Origin of the sequence: Nitrobacter sp. TKz-YC02, from assembly GCF_049852135.1 — a bacterium.
Classification (GTDB): domain Bacteria; phylum Pseudomonadota; class Alphaproteobacteria; order Rhizobiales; family Xanthobacteraceae; genus Nitrobacter; species Nitrobacter vulgaris.
The window spans coordinates 1,459,301-1,472,218 of the sequence record NZ_CP180728.1 but is presented as its reverse complement, the minus strand read 5'-3'; the positions used below and the strand labels follow the sequence as shown (position 1 = coordinate 1,472,218).

Here is a 12,918-nt window from a genome sequence, read left to right as displayed (position 1 = left end):
TGGCTCTCTCAGGAGAGACACAAGGGGCGGCATGTCAGCGGACTGCATCCACGATGCTACGCCGCCCGCTCCAGATGTGCGACGAGCCCTGCAAACAGCCCGCGCCCATCGGTGCAGCCCATAATGTCTTCGACGTGATTTTCCGGATGCGGCATCATGCCGAGCACGTTGCCGCGCTCGTTGATGATGCCGGCGATCGACTGCGCAGCACCGTTGATATTATGCGTATCGCCGACCTCGCCTGACGGCGAGCAATAACGATAGAGAACGCGACCCTCACCCTCGAGGCGACGAATGGTGTCCTCGTCGGCGGCGTAGTTGCCTTCGCCATGGGCGACGGGGACGCGGATCACCTGCCCCGCATTGTAGCCGCGCGTGAACGGCGTATCCGAGCGTTCGACTCGAACATGCACGTCATGGCAGATGAACTTCAGCCGCGCATTGCGCATCAGGATTCCCGGCAAAAGCCCGGACTCGCAGAGAATCTGAAACCCATTGCAGACGCCAAGCACAAGACCGCCATCCGACGCGAAGGCGCGCACCGCGTTCATGACCGGCGAGCGAGCGGCGATGGCGCCGCAGCGAAGATAATCGCCGTAGGAGAAACCGCCCGGCGCCACGACGAGATCGGTGCCCTCGGGAAGAGAGGTTTCCGCGTGCCACACCATCGCGGGCTCGCGCCCGGATACGAGTTGCAACGCGCGCGCCATGTCGCGCTCGCGATTGATGCCGGGAAAGACGAGGACGGCGGATTTCATGTCGTGCGTCGCCTAGCCCAGAACCTCGACGCGATAGTTCTCGATGACGGTGTTCGCCAGCAGCTTGTCGGCGGCAGCCTTGAGCGTGGCTTCCGCCTTCGTCTTGTCGCCGGCGAGTTCGATGTCGAACACCTTGCCCTGACGCACGCTGGCGATCCCCTCGATGCCCAGCGATTTCAGCGCGCCCTCGATGGCCTTGCCCTGCGGATCGAGAACTCCGGTTTTCAACGTGACGGTGACGCGTGCCTTCATATCCAGCTTCTATCTTTGTCCGTCTTCAGGAGGCAGCGAAAACTATCCCTTTACCAGCACCGGGCCGGCGCCGACCGGCCGGTCGTTCTCCATCAGAATGCCGAGCCGTTTCGCAACTTCGGTGTAGGCCTCCAGGAGCCCGCCAAGGTCGCGACGGAAGCGGTCCTTGTCCAGCTTCTCGTTCGACTTGATGTCCCACAGCCGGCACGAGTCGGGGGATATTTCATCGGCGACGACGATTCGCATCATCTCGTTTTCGAACAACCGGCCGCATTCCATCTTGAAATCGACCAACCGGATGCCGATGCCGAGAAACAGCCCGGTGAGGAAATCGTTGACGCGGATCGCCAGCGCCATGATGTCGTCGATCTCCTGCGGCGTCGCCCAGCCGAACGCCGTGACGTGCTCCTCCGACACCATGGGGTCGTTGAGCTGGTCGTTCTTGTAATAGAACTCGATGATGGAGCGCGGCAGCTGAGTGCCTTCCTCGATGCCGAGCCGCTGCGACAGCGAACCCGCCGCGACGTTGCGGATCACGACTTCCAGCGGCACGATCTCGACCTCGCGGATCAACTGTTCGCGCATGTTGAGACGGCGAATGAAATGCGTCGGCACCCCGATGTCGTTGAGGTGCTGGAACAGGTACTCCGAAATCCGGTTGTTGAGGACGCCCTTGCCCTCGATCACCTGATGCTTCTTGGCATTGAACGCAGTCGCGTCGTCCTTGAAGTGTTGAATCAGGGTGCCCGGCTCCGGTCCTTCGTAAAGCACCTTGGCCTTGCCTTCGTAAATGCGACGCCGACGGCTCATTGGGATGTACCGTGTGTTGTTGAAATCCATGAATCTGGTGTGCTCCGAGCGCTTGATGTGACCGTGGCGGAGCTGCCGCGAAAGCCAGGAGTCCTGAACAAGAACAGGAAACAGAACAAGAACCCCAGCCTGTCTGCAACGTAGCCGATTGAGTCACCCCGCACAATCAATGCAGGCCGTCAGAAGCGAAGTTTTACCCGCTGCCTGCGACCTTGCGCCTGTTGTTCCCGGATAGGCCCTTTCCTATCTAGTATCTAACTTAGGAACTCCAACCGGTCGCAGCAACGCGGCCGGTCGGCAGTTTCTTGCAACAACGGAAACCGGACCAGGCCATGAACTCATTCGAAAAGCGTGAAGAGGGTTTTGAGAAGAAGTTCGCCCTCGACGAGGAACACAAATTCAAGGCCTTTGCCCGCCGAAACAAATTGTTGGGCCTGTGGGTCGCGGAGAAGCTCGGAATCACCGGCGACGCCGCCAGCGCGTATGCCAATGAGGTCGTCACCGCCGACTTCGAACAGCCGGGTGACGACGACGTGCTTCAAAAAGTGATGCGCGACCTGACCGCCAAGGGCGTCGCACTCACGGAACAGCAGGTCCGCACGCAAATGGATATGCTATTGGCGGACGCCGTAGCTCAAGTGAAGGCGGGGACGTAAACTTCTCCCGCCTCCCTCATTTTCTCGAATTCGCAACAAAATTTGCCCGCGCCGGCTTTGCGCCAGGCGCGGATCATACAGGGGCGATTCGCAACGCGTTGCCCCTGCTTTTCTTCGTGATGACCACGCCGGTCGAGCGGAGCCGTTTTCTCACGCCTTCTCGAGCTGGTGCTCTACATTACCCCCGGTGGCAGTCCCGGCAGGGGCGGCATACTTGAACGGCAGGAATTTGCCGCACATGCCGATCTTGACGCGATCGCCCTTCGGGCTGGCGACGCGCGAAAGCTCCAGGTCGAAGTCGATCGCCGACATGATGCCGTCGCCAAACTGTTCCTCGATCAGCACTTTCAGCGCCGGTCCGTTGAGCATCACCAGTTCGTACAAGCGGTAGATCAAGGGATCGGTCGGTGGCATCGGCACGCCCGCGCCGCGCACAGGCACCTCGCTGAGCATCGCGGTTTCCGCCTTGGAAAGGCCGAACAGCTTTCCGGCGATCGCCGCTTGCGGCTTGGACAGCCTCATGTGGCCGAGCAGCGAGCTGACGATCAAGATCTCGGAATACCCGCCGATCTCGCCTGCGATGTATGACCAGCTCCATTCCTTCTCGCGCTTGACATCGAGAATCTTTTCCGTGAGGTCGGATCGTTTCATCATCATCTCCCATCTGACTCGAAAGGGCCTGGGACAATCCATTGCAATGCCCGTGCCACGAAGGCGCAGACGGGCCCGGACAGCGTTTGACTTGAGAAATCGGCGCGGACGGCGAGCGATTGATCGGAATTTGCGCAACGAATGCCGCTTATGCAGGCACCCGTCATAGAGCGCGCAGTTCCACGAGGGGAACGTTACCCCTCACCCTCTTGCTCGCGCAGCGATGTAGGATTATATTCCGCATCATGATCCTGCCTCGCACGCCTCCTGCCCTCACCCGCCTTCGCGTGAAACCGGACGAACCGGCCGAGGGGCCACCCGCGATCGACGGCCACCGGCCGCCGGGCCTGCGGCGAATGCACAGCGACTTGACCGTCGCCAAGGTGCGCCGGCTCGTCGAAACCACCGGCCTCAGCTATCGCGAGATCGGCGAGAAGGTCGGCATTCCCCACAGCAATATTACCGGCTGGAAGCGTGACCACGGCTGGCAGCGACCGCCCCATGCGCCGCGCCACAAGGACATGATCCCCACGGCGCGCGCGGGGCGGCGGCTGAAGCTGCGCAAGCTGGCCGAACGGCTGAGGGCGCTGGCCGAGCGCGCCGTGCGCGAACTGGAAGACGCGCCGAACGTCGACGTCGAGGAGATGATGCGGGCGTTGCAGGTCTTGAAGATGGCGCGGCTCGAGGTGATCGGCGGATACCGGCGACGCAAATCGCTGGGCCTTGCGGAAACCGGGCGTGACCGGCTTTCGCGCGACGAAGCCAATCCGCGCCGCGCTCAAGGACTTGCACCGCGGCGGCGTCGACATCGACCGCGCCCCGCAGGAAGCACTGGACCTCGTGATCGATGCGAATATGCCGGTGGAGGAGGATCACCCGGCGCTAAGGGAGCGGGGGAAAAGACCGTGATGAAAAGGAATAAAGCCCGCTTTTCCCTAGCACGTCAGACTCGTCCTCCAGTCCCATCCAATGGTCGGCTGAGATCGCGCGGCAGTTGCGCCGCCCACTTCAAAAGACCCTCAAGAACTGGAACGACGTCGCGCAGCTGTTGCGCATCAAGGACGCCATACAGCATCGTATCAACGCCCTCGGGAAGTTTGCCATAGACCCTTCTGTAATCAATCGCGCTTTTCGTCATAAAAATATAAGCGTTGTCGTCGGGAAAACGCCGCGCCACGAAATGCGCCAACAAGTTACGCACTCTACGATACGATTCTATTTCCTCTAATGCGAACTTATTCGACCCAATCCAGATTGGTGATAACTGAATGACCTCGGCTACCCGAGCACTTGTGAGCCTCTGCGTCTTTCCAGCCAACGGAGCTAACATGCCCTGCTTATCCATTATCTCCATTACGTGATGCAGGATAAAATCAAAGACACTGTAGATGTGAATGATCCTAGCAAACAGCGCATAGTCACCATCCCCTAATTTCGGCCAATCGAAGATCTGTTCAGCCTCCGTCTCCTCGACAATCTTTCGAAGGGCCAGCGTACGAGGTGTCTCTGTTGAGTCGGGAAGTGACATCAGATGTTGCTAGCTAAGATCGGTTAAGTGCCAAGCACCGTCATCGGCGCTAACCCAACTCACGGGTCTAGCTAGTTTGCGAGAAATATTTGAATGCTGTTTCAGGCGTCATGGTCGCGATTTTTGTCACCAATTCGTCTGGAACTTGCCTGCCCTCAATTTTATCTGTTGGATGCACGCCGACCATTCTCAAAATGCGGATCGACTTGTTGGTACGCTTTTCCGGGTCAGCCCATGTTTTTGAACAAGCGTGTCGCAGAGCATCCTTTGCGCTAGAATAGCACGGAGAATTGAGTGCCTGCATTATCAAGCCGCGCAAGTAGCTCTCGATCTCAAGTCCGACCAACAGTTGCTGATCAAAATGCTTAACTGCTGTATGTGTCAGGCTAATTACGCTTGCCGCATCTTTAAACGACGGAGCTTCATTTGCTCGATATCTAGACACTAGCGCGTCTATATTTAGCCCGCGATGTTCTTCAGCAAGCTTGATGGAATACCCTAGAAGCTCTTTCAGTTCGGTTCCGGCGATGGTCTCACTGGCCAGCGAATGAACGCGGCGATTTCTCCAATCGATCGCCAGTTTCAAAAACAGCTCCTGCCGTCTCTCGAGAGGTGTGAGATAGTTCGAAAAGATCTCCAATCTTTTAGAAACCTTCTGCCCTGCCCCATCCATTGCCGACGCAAATTCAGGAGTCGGAAGCGCTATCGGACTCTTTCGTGCCTGCATCATGTAGGCATCCAGCGAGTCAATGGCCCGAACAAGCGAAAGATCGAGGGCGAATTGACGGCTTCGCTCGGCTGACCTCTTAACGTCGTGCGGCTTCCATGAGGTGCGAAACTCATCATCGAGCGTGGCGATACCGTCCCTGACGGAGCTGAGACCAACAAGCAACGTAATCAGAAAATGGTTGGCTTGCCCCAAAAGGTCTTTGAATGCCGCCCGAGCGTGTGTGCGCTTTAACTCATACATAGGCTGTGCATCGCGCGCGAATTGAACGCGCCCGTCCGCTTTAAGGGGGCATTTAGAGCCCATTGAAGGCGGTGCTCAACCTGAGCTGCGACGCGAAGAAACTGTAAGCGGCTGTTAGATTGAAAACAACCGAATTTGCGGATGAGAATTTGGATCGAGGGATACGTCCCTAATCGACGTTTACCCACCTCCAGATTGTTAGCGGTCATTTGACAGCAATAATTTCAGGCCCCCCCCCATCCTCCCCACCAGATCATCCAGCACGCGCGCCAGATCGCTCTCCACCGCCACCGCCTCGATCTCCACCACGCGATAGCCGCGCTCGGCCAGCCACGCACTCCGCGCGGCGCGGTCGCGCGCGATGGTGTCGCTCTCGTCCGCATTCACCAGTTCGATCGCAACGCGCTGCGCGAACGACACGAAATCCGGGATGTGACGGCCGACCGGGGTTTGCCGCTTGAACTGGCCGGCGAAGCGACGGTCTCGTGTCAGCGCTTGCCACAGGATGCGCTCGGCATCGGTGGGATTTCGTCTGAGCAGCCGCGCCAGTCCGCGCACCGTGCTGCTGCTGTCCGCGGACGCCCCGCCCGCCCCCTGCTCGGCCAGCAGCGCCCGCAGCCGCGTCGCCTGCGCGCCGTCGAGCACGCCGCCCTTGGCCGGTCCCTTACGCCCTTCCGCAATCGCCATCACCACGCCGTGCAACGTGTGCATGTCCTGCTTGGTCGGCTCCATGCGGGTGAAGATGTTGCGCAGGTTGACGAGCATGGTGTCGCGCTTCTCGGCCGGGCGCAGGAATTCCACCTTGTCGAGTTCGCTGACAAGATTGTCGAAGAACGCCTGCATCTGGTGTTGGGAGGCCCGCTCCGAGCGTTCCGGCATCGCGAACGGTAACTCGCCGCGCGTCACCAGCTTGAACCATTCGTAACCCATCAGCAGCACGGCCTGCGCCAGGTTGAGCGAGGCGAAACCCGGATTGACCGGATAGGTGATGATGCGGTCGGCCATCGCCACCTCCTCGTTCAACAGGCCGGCGCGCTCGCGGCCGAACAGGATGCCGACGTGGCCGCCGGCCGCGATCTGCGCCGTCGCCTCAACCGCCGCCGCTTCCGGCGCCGCCACCGGCTTGGCCTGATCGTGGGCGCGCGCGGTAGTCGCGAACAGCAGCGTGCAGTCGGCGACAGCCTCGGCCACGGTGTCGAACAGTTCGACGCGCGTGAGGATGTGGTCGGCGCCCGCCGCCGCGCGCTGCGCCGCGATGTTGGGCCAGCCGTCGCGCGGATTGACGATGCGCAGCCGCGTCAGGGCGAAATTGCCCATGGCGCGCGCCGCCATGCCGATGTTCTCGCCGAGCTGCGGCTCGACCAGAATGACGGTGGGGCCAACGGCGTCGATGCCGGTTTTCGTCCTGTCGGTGCCGGACATCTTGCCTCGTGTTTCAGTTCAAGCTGAGATTCTGGTTCAACGGCGCGGCGGCCCAAGTCTTCGATTGCGCCTATACAACTTTTTCTCAAGTGAAATAATGAGTTTATGAAGCATCTTGAATTTCCGGCGGAAGGTGAGAGCCGGTCGCCAAGTCCGGCTTCCGCCTGCGCTGTCGCGATGCTATAGCCCGAGCCTTCCAGGCTGCCCCTCCAAGCGCTTTATCCCGAAAAGGCCCGAGCCCCCATGGCAAAAATCAAGGTGACCAATCCCGTCGTCGATCTCGACGGCGACGAGATGACCCGGATCATCTGGCAATACATCAAGGACAAGCTGATCCATCCCTTCCTGGATATCGACCTGATGTATTTCGACCTCGGGATGGAGTCGCGCGACAAGACCGACGATCGGATCACGATCGAGGCGGCCGACGCCATCAAGAAAGTGGGCGTCGGGGTGAAATGCGCCACCATCACTCCCGACGAAGCGAGGGTGAAGGAATTCGGCCTCAAGCACATGTGGAAGTCGCCGAACGGCACCATCCGCAACATCCTCGGCGGCGTGATCTTCCGCGAGCCGATCATCTGCAAGAACGTGCCCCGCCTCGTCCCGGGCTGGACCAAGCCGATCATCATCGGCCGCCATGCCTATGGCGACCAGTACCGTGCCACCGACATCAGGTTTCCGGGCAAGGGAACGCTGAGCATGAAGTTCGTCGGTGAGGACGGCACGGTGATCGAGCGCGAGGTGTTCAAGACGCCCGGCCCCGGAGTCGCGATGGAAATGTATAATCTCGACGATTCCATCATCGATTTCGCGCGCGCCTCGTTCAATTACGGCCTGCTGCGCGGCTACCCGGTCTATCTGTCGACCAAGAACACCATCCTCAAGGTCTATGACGGCCGCTTCAAGGACATCTTTCAGGATATTTACGACCGGGAGTTCAAGAAGAACTTCGAGGCCAAGGGCCTGACCTACGAGCATCGTCTAATCGACGATATGGTGGCCTCGGCGCTGAAATGGTCCGGCGGCTACGTCTGGGCCTGCAAGAATTACGACGGCGACGTGCAGTCGGACACGGTGGCGCAAGGCTACGGCTCGCTCGGCTTGATGACCTCGGTGCTGCTGACGCCGGACGGCCAAACGGTCGAAGCCGAAGCCGCCCATGGCACCGTGACCCGACACTATCGCGAGCATCAGAAAGGCAAGGAAACGTCGACCAACTCCATCGCCTCGATCTTCGCATGGACGCGCGGCCTGTCGCATCGCGCCAAGCTCGACGACAATGAGGCGCTGGCGAATTTCGCAACCACGCTCGAAAAGGTTTGCGTCGACACCGTCGAGTCCGGCTTCATGACCAAAGACCTCGCGCTCTTGGTCGGCCCCGACCAGCGCTGGCTCTCCACCACCGGCTTCCTCGACAAGGTGGCTGACAACCTGACCAAGGCAACGGGAGCGGCCTAGAGCATCATTTGGCTTCTGATTGAATCAGAAGCTAGGCTCTAGATGTGCGCGCAGACCCCCGGTTACGCGCCCATCGCCGCGGCGATGGCGTCGAGCGCTGCGCCCGCCTTTGCCCCATCGGGTCCGCCGGCCTGCGCCATGTCCGGCTTGCCGCCACCGCCCTTGCCGCCGAGCACCTCGGACGCCTTGCGTACCAGATCGACCGCCGAGAAGCGGGTCACCAGATCGGGTGTCACGCCGACGACCACGCTGGCCTTGCCGTCATCGCTGGTCGCGACCAGCGCGACGACGCCTGAGCCGAGTTGCTTCTTGCCCTGATCCGCGAGGCTCTTGAGATCCTTAATCTCGATGCCTTCAACCGAACGCGCCATCAGCTTGATGCCGCCAACATCGCGCACGCCCGCCGCGCCCGACGTTGCATTTGCGGTCCCGCCGCCGCCCATGGCGAGCTTTTTGCGCGCCTCGGACAATTCACGCTCGAGCTTCTTGCGTTCCTCCATCAGCGCCGTGATCCGCGCCGGCATGTCATCGAGCGTAGTGCGCAACTCGCCGGCCGCAGCTTTCGCAAGCTGGATGGAGTCGTTGGCGTGACGACGCGCATGATGCCCGGTCAGCGCCTCGATGCGGCGCACGCCGGAGGCGACCGCGCTCTCGCCAGTCACCGAGATCAGGCCGATATCGCCCGTGCGCTTTACATGGGTGCCGCCGCAGAGCTCCACCGACCAGCCCAGCGCATTGCTCGCCGCGCCCTGCCGTCCCGTGCCGCCCATGGACACCACGCGCACCTCGTCGCCGTACTTTTCGCCGAACAGCGCCCGCGCCCCGGCCTCGCGCGCGTCATCCACCGCCATCAGCCGCGTGGTTACCTCGCCGTTCTCGAGCACGACATCGTTGGCGATGTCCTCGATCCGGCGCAGCTCGTCCGCGCTGATCGGCTTGTTGTGAACGAAGTCGAAGCGCAGCCGCTTATCGTCAACAAGCGACCCCTTCTGAGCAATGTGATCGCCGAGCACTTGACGCAAAGCTTCGTGCAGAATGTGAGTCGCGGAATGGTTGGCCCGGACGGCCGACCGTCGTTCATGATAAACATCGACACGCACGGTATCATCCACCTTTAAGAGTCCGTGTTCGCGCCCGATATGGTGAACTATAAGATCACCAGCCTGCTTTTGTGTGTCGATTACTTCTGCGAGAAGCTGCGCACTGTTCGCGTCCGAACGGAATATTCCGCGGTCGCCCACCTGACCACCGCTTTCCCCGTAGAATGGAGTCTGATTGAGAACGATCCTGCCACCGTAACCCGGTTCAAGTTGTGTGACTTCCTCGTCTCCTCGGACAATTGCAATAATCTGAGCTTCTGCGCTCTCTGTCTCATAGCCAAGAAATTCGGTCGCACCGAACTTTTCGCGCAAAGCAAACCAGACAGCCTCGGTGGCCGTTTCGCCAGACGAAAAGCGAGCCGCCCGCGCCTTGGCCTTCTGCTGTTCCATCGCGTCGGTGAACGACGCGATGTCCACGCCAATGCCGCGCGCGCGCAACGCGTCCTGCGTCAGATCAAGCGGGAAGCCGTAGGTGTCGTATAGCGTGAACGCGGTCTCGCCGTCGAACATGTCGCCTTTCTTCAGCGACACGCTCTTCTCGTCGAGAATAGAGAGTCCGCGCTCCAGCGTCTTGCGGAAGCGCGTCTCTTCGAGCCGAAGCGTTTCCTCGATCAGCGGCCGCGCGCGCTGCAACTCGGGATAAGCCTCGCCCATCTCGCGCACCAGCACACCCACCAGCCGCCACATCATCGGCTCCCGCGCGCCGAGCAACTGGGCGTGGCGCATCGCGCGCCGCATGATCCGGCGCAGCACGTAGCCGCGGCCTTCGTTCGATGGCAGCACCCCGTCGGCGATCAGGAACGAGGACGCGCGCAAGTGATCGGCGATCACACGCAGCGACGCCTTCATCGGGCCTTGCGGGTCGGCGCCGGTCAGATCCGCCGCAGCGCGGATCAGCGCCACAAACAGGTCGATGTCGTAATTGTCGTGCTTGCCCTGAAGCACGGCGGCCACGCGCTCGAGCCCCGCGCCGGTGTCGATTGACGGCTTCGGCAGGTTCAGGCGGCTGCCATCGGGCAGTTTCTCGTATTGCATGAATACGAGATTCCATATCTCGACGAAGCGGTCGCCGTCCTGGTCCAGCGACCCCGGAGGCCCGCCGGGAATCTTGTCGCCATGATCGTAAAATATCTCCGAGCACGGACCGCACGGACCGGTGTCGCCCATCTGCCAGAAATTGTCAGCGCCACTGATACGGATGATGCGCGATTCCGGCAGGCCCGCGATCTTCTTCCACAGCTCGAACGCCTCGTCGTCGTCGATGTAGACGGTGGCGGTAAGCCTGTCCTTCGGAAGTCCGAACTCCTGGGTGACAAGCTTCCATGCGAGTTCGATAGCGTGGTCCTTGAAGTAGTCGCCGAACGAGAAGTTGCCGAGCATCTCGAAAAAGGTGTGGTGCCGCGCGGTATAGCCGACATTGTCGAGATCGTTGTGCTTGCCGCCCGCGCGCACACATTTCTGCGAGGTGGTGGCGCGCTGATAGGGCCGCTTTTCAACGCCCGTGAAGACGTTCTTGAACTGCACCATGCCCGCGTTGGTAAACATCAGCGTCGGATCGTTGCGCGGAACCAGCGGGGACGAGGGCACGATGTGGTGGCCGTTAGCCGCGAAGTAATTCAGAAACGCCGACCTGATGTCGTTAACGCCGCTCATTGTGTTCCATTGCGTCAAAAAGGGCTCGCGACCCTGAGCATGTATTCCGCAAAAGTGGATACCGATTTTGCGGTCAGAGTACGCGCAAGTTAAACTCGTATTGTGTCCAGCGACCGCTTTTAGACGTGGGTGGGCAGACTGTCCAGAAAGTGTGCAGGAGGATCAGAGGCTTGGCCGGGTCCCAAATAACATCCGTTGAAAGATGCTGCACTGCGTTGACAACCTTGTTCAAACCGTATTTTCCTCATATCTGCTTATTAAGTCGCGCCGGGAGAGATCGGCCGCTTCGGAAATGGAAGCAGGCCGGCGCCGAAGGAGCAACCGCCCCGGAAACTCTCAGGCAAACGGACCGCGCGACTGGTTACATCTGGAAAGAGACCCCCGGGCCCTAGCCGGAGGGGTCCGCCGACGGGATAATACTCTCAGGCACAGCGACAGATGGGGTTTCTACAGGTTTTCAGGGAATTTTCCCTGTCAACCACGAGGACCCCTGATGGCGACGCATGTTTCCGAAGCGCCGACCCTGCAAAAAACGCCCCTGCACGCCCTCCACCGGGCACAGGGCGGCAAGATGGTTGCGTTTGCAGGCTATGACATGCCGGTGCAGTACGCCTCCGGCGTGCTGAAGGAACATCTCCATACCCGCGCCGGAGCTGGCCTCTTCGATGTCTCGCACATGGGCCAAATCGCGCTGCGGCCGAAATCCGGCAACGTCAGGGACGCCGCGCTGGCGTTAGAGCGGCTGGTGCCGCAGGATATCGTGGCGGTCGCATTGGGACGGCAGCGCTATGCCCAGTTCACCAATGCGGCTGGCGGCATACTCGACGACCTGATGGTGGTCAATCTCGGCGACCACCTGTTCCTGGTCGTTAACGGCGCCTGCAAAGCCGCCGACGAAGCTCATCTGCGCGAGCACCTTTCCGAAGTCTGCACCATCGAGGTTCTGGCGGATCGCGCGCTGGTCGCGCTGCAGGGTCCGAAGGCGGCGTCCGCGCTGGCGAAGATATGTCCTGAAGCTCCGGCGATGCGCTTCATGGATGCCGGGGCGCAGAGGGTGCGAATCGCTGGCGACACCGTGGACTGCGTGGTCTCGCGTTCGGGCTACACCGGCGAGGACGGTTTCGAAATTTCGATTCCTGCGGTTCAGGTCGAGGACATGGTGTCGGCATTGCTTGACGATCCCAACGTGATGGCGGTCGGACTTGGCGCTCGCGACAGCCTGCGACTGGAGGCCGGCCTCTGCCTTTACGGTCACGACATCGACGCAACGACAACGCCAGTCGAGGCCGCCCTGGAATGGTCCGTGCAAAAAAGCCGGCGGAACGGTGGCGCGCGCGCGGGCGGTTTTCCCGGCGCAGATGTCATTCTACCCCAGTTCGAGCAAGCTGCGCCGCGCCGCCGCATCGGGCTGAGGCCGGAAGGCCGCGCCCCCGTGCGCGAGGGCGCGCTGCTGTTCGCTGATGCAAGCTCCGTCGATCCGATTGGCACGGTGACATCGGGCGGCTTCGGACCAAGCCTGAACGCGCCGATCGCGATGGGCTATTTGCCGACATCACATGCCGCCACGGGCAGTCTCGTTTTTGCAAACGTGCGCGGACAACGGCTGCCGCTGCGGGTATGCGCGATGCCTTTCGTCTCACACAATTACAAGCGTTGA

At 60.8% G+C, this 12,918-nt stretch carries 12 protein-coding genes and 1 riboswitch; of the genes, 3 read left to right on the top strand and 9 right to left on the bottom strand.

The genetic code is table 11. From position 1 onward, the window contains the following. Positions 1-56: 56 nt before the first annotated feature. From purQ to purC, 3 genes are read right to left on the bottom strand one after another with little or no spacing between them, the layout of a single operon-like run. A complete protein-coding gene (gene purQ / locus ACM561_RS06860) occupies positions 57-758 on the bottom strand; it encodes a phosphoribosylformylglycinamidine synthase subunit PurQ (RefSeq protein WP_425908986.1) in 702 nt (233 codons plus the stop codon). A 12-nt stretch (positions 759-770) separates the two neighbouring features. Continuing rightward, complete coding sequence (gene purS / locus ACM561_RS06855) at positions 771-1,010, bottom strand: phosphoribosylformylglycinamidine synthase subunit PurS (protein WP_425908984.1); 240 nt, start codon at positions 1,008-1,010, stop codon at positions 771-773. Positions 1,011-1,052: 42 nt separating this feature from the next. Next, the gene (gene purC, locus ACM561_RS06850; RefSeq protein WP_173815946.1) at positions 1,053-1,820 is read right to left on the bottom strand and encodes a phosphoribosylaminoimidazolesuccinocarboxamide synthase; all 768 of its coding nucleotides are present in this window, start codon (positions 1,818-1,820) and stop codon (positions 1,053-1,055) included. A 332-nt stretch (positions 1,821-2,152) separates the two neighbouring features. Between purC and ACM561_RS06845 the strand changes: the two genes are divergently transcribed. After that, positions 2,153-2,476, top strand: a complete 324-nt coding sequence (locus ACM561_RS06845) for a DUF1476 domain-containing protein (RefSeq protein WP_425908982.1) — start codon at positions 2,153-2,155, stop codon at positions 2,474-2,476. 150 nt (positions 2,477-2,626) lie between these two features. On the opposite strand, the gene cynS is transcribed toward ACM561_RS06845, so the two are convergent. The 5 genes from cynS to ACM561_RS06820 all read right to left on the bottom strand — a co-directional run bounded on the left by cynS (position 2,627) and on the right by ACM561_RS06820 (position 7,047). Further along, the gene (gene cynS, locus ACM561_RS06840; protein ID WP_425908980.1) at positions 2,627-3,127 is read right to left on the bottom strand and encodes a cyanase; all 501 of its coding nucleotides are present in this window, start codon (positions 3,125-3,127) and stop codon (positions 2,627-2,629) included. 194 nt (positions 3,128-3,321) lie between these two features. After that, entirely contained in the window at positions 3,322-3,936 is a 615-nt protein-coding gene (locus ACM561_RS06835; protein ID WP_425908978.1) for a hypothetical protein, read from the bottom strand. 134 nt (positions 3,937-4,070) lie between these two features. Then, positions 4,071-4,655: a hypothetical protein gene (locus tag ACM561_RS06830; protein ID WP_425908977.1), complete on the bottom strand. Its 585-nt coding sequence runs from the start codon at positions 4,653-4,655 to the stop codon at positions 4,071-4,073. A gap of 67 nt (positions 4,656-4,722) precedes the next feature. After that, positions 4,723-5,625: a hypothetical protein gene (locus tag ACM561_RS06825; RefSeq protein ID WP_425908975.1), complete on the bottom strand. Its 903-nt coding sequence runs from the start codon at positions 5,623-5,625 to the stop codon at positions 4,723-4,725. Positions 5,626-5,823: 198 nt separating this feature from the next. Then, positions 5,824-7,047: a TrmJ/YjtD family RNA methyltransferase gene (locus tag ACM561_RS06820; RefSeq protein ID WP_425908973.1), complete on the bottom strand. Its 1,224-nt coding sequence runs from the start codon at positions 7,045-7,047 to the stop codon at positions 5,824-5,826. A gap of 243 nt (positions 7,048-7,290) precedes the next feature. Here ACM561_RS06820 and ACM561_RS06815 point away from each other — a divergent pair, with 243 nt between their 5' ends. Then, positions 7,291-8,508 (top strand): NADP-dependent isocitrate dehydrogenase, encoded by a 1,218-nt coding sequence (locus ACM561_RS06815; protein WP_425908971.1) that lies wholly within the window; start codon positions 7,291-7,293, stop codon positions 8,506-8,508. Between the two features lie 62 nt (positions 8,509-8,570). On the opposite strand, the gene alaS is transcribed toward ACM561_RS06815, so the two are convergent. Next, a complete protein-coding gene (gene alaS, locus ACM561_RS06810) occupies positions 8,571-11,261 on the bottom strand; it encodes an alanine--tRNA ligase (RefSeq protein ID WP_425908969.1) in 2,691 nt (896 codons plus the stop codon). Positions 11,262-11,518: 257 nt separating this feature from the next. Next, a riboswitch (glycine riboswitch) is annotated at positions 11,519-11,623 on the top strand. Between the two features lie 131 nt (positions 11,624-11,754). On the opposite strand from alaS, the gene gcvT reads away from it, so the two are divergent. Further along, complete coding sequence (gcvT, locus tag ACM561_RS06805) at positions 11,755-12,918, top strand: glycine cleavage system aminomethyltransferase GcvT (protein WP_425908968.1); 1,164 nt, start codon at positions 11,755-11,757, stop codon at positions 12,916-12,918.

What these genes read in the sequence shown, in the direction of transcription:
- gcvT (WP_425908968.1), top strand. Translation starts at nt 11,755, where the DNA reads ATGGCGACGCATGTTTCCGAAGCGCCGACCCTGCAAAAAACGCCCCTG.
- ACM561_RS06830 (WP_425908977.1), bottom strand. Translation starts at nt 4,655, where the DNA reads ATGTCACTTCCCGACTCAACAGAGACACCTCGTACGCTGGCCCTTCGA.
- purQ (WP_425908986.1), bottom strand. Translation starts at nt 758, where the DNA reads ATGAAATCCGCCGTCCTCGTCTTTCCCGGCATCAATCGCGAGCGCGAC.
- purC (WP_173815946.1), bottom strand. Translation starts at nt 1,820, where the DNA reads ATGAGCCGTCGGCGTCGCATTTACGAAGGCAAGGCCAAGGTGCTTTAC.
- cynS (WP_425908980.1), bottom strand. Translation starts at nt 3,127, where the DNA reads ATGAAACGATCCGACCTCACGGAAAAGATTCTCGATGTCAAGCGCGAG.
- ACM561_RS06820 (WP_425908973.1), bottom strand. Translation starts at nt 7,047, where the DNA reads ATGTCCGGCACCGACAGGACGAAAACCGGCATCGACGCCGTTGGCCCC.
- ACM561_RS06825 (WP_425908975.1), bottom strand. Translation starts at nt 5,625, where the DNA reads ATGTATGAGTTAAAGCGCACACACGCTCGGGCGGCATTCAAAGACCTT.
- ACM561_RS06815 (WP_425908971.1), top strand. Translation starts at nt 7,291, where the DNA reads ATGGCAAAAATCAAGGTGACCAATCCCGTCGTCGATCTCGACGGCGAC.
- ACM561_RS06845 (WP_425908982.1), top strand. Translation starts at nt 2,153, where the DNA reads ATGAACTCATTCGAAAAGCGTGAAGAGGGTTTTGAGAAGAAGTTCGCC.
- purS (WP_425908984.1), bottom strand. Translation starts at nt 1,010, where the DNA reads ATGAAGGCACGCGTCACCGTCACGTTGAAAACCGGAGTTCTCGATCCG.
- ACM561_RS06835 (WP_425908978.1), bottom strand. Translation starts at nt 3,936, where the DNA reads ATGTCGACGCCGCCGCGGTGCAAGTCCTTGAGCGCGGCGCGGATTGGC.
- alaS (WP_425908969.1), bottom strand. Translation starts at nt 11,261, where the DNA reads ATGAGCGGCGTTAACGACATCAGGTCGGCGTTTCTGAATTACTTCGCG.